Source organism: Erwinia sp. MYb416, from assembly GCF_037479575.1.
Classification (GTDB): domain Bacteria; phylum Pseudomonadota; class Gammaproteobacteria; order Enterobacterales; family Enterobacteriaceae; genus Erwinia; species Erwinia rhapontici.
Map to the genome: position 1 here is coordinate 1 of NZ_JBBGYT010000216.1, position 513 is coordinate 513.

Below are 513 nucleotides of genomic sequence, written 5' to 3' on the forward strand. Positions count from 1 at the left end.
CTGTATTGCCGCTCCGGTGTTTGATATTCAGCAGCGGGTGCCGTATGCGGTATCCGTGTCCCTGCCGACGGCGAAACTCCAGCAAATTGGGGTGAAAAAGCTGATGGCCCCTGTGGTAGCCACCGCGAAAGCGATCTCTGCTGAATTGGGTTTTCACGGGTAATTAAACGGGTAATGTGGGCACAAAAAATTGTGCCGCTGTGGTTTTAACACTACCACGACAGGGCGATCTCCCGTCGGGGAGGTATCCCCCCATTTCTTCGCTAGAGACGGTGTGACAGGGCTAAGGCCCGTTTGAGCACGCCGGATCGGCAAAAGCCGCATCCATGCGGGCCTCGGCTCGCGCCATCCCTGGCGCGTGACGTCCGGCTTACCTCAAACGAGCCTCATCCCCAATGGCAGAGTGCTCGCTGTGGTTTTAACACTGCCATGCTATGGCAATCCCTCGTCGGGGTCGATTATCGTTTCCGATCGATCCGTGTTGATGGTGTGCACTAGTGGCAGGGTCTGCGC

1 protein-coding gene is annotated in these 513 nt (G+C 57.3%); it reads left to right on the forward strand.

Annotated features, from left to right (window positions below; genetic code table 11):
• Positions 1 to 163: IclR family transcriptional regulator domain-containing protein (locus WH277_RS01995; protein ID WP_339504094.1), on the forward strand; the 163-nt coding region annotated here is incomplete at its 5' end.
• Positions 164 to 513 lie beyond the last annotated feature (350 nt).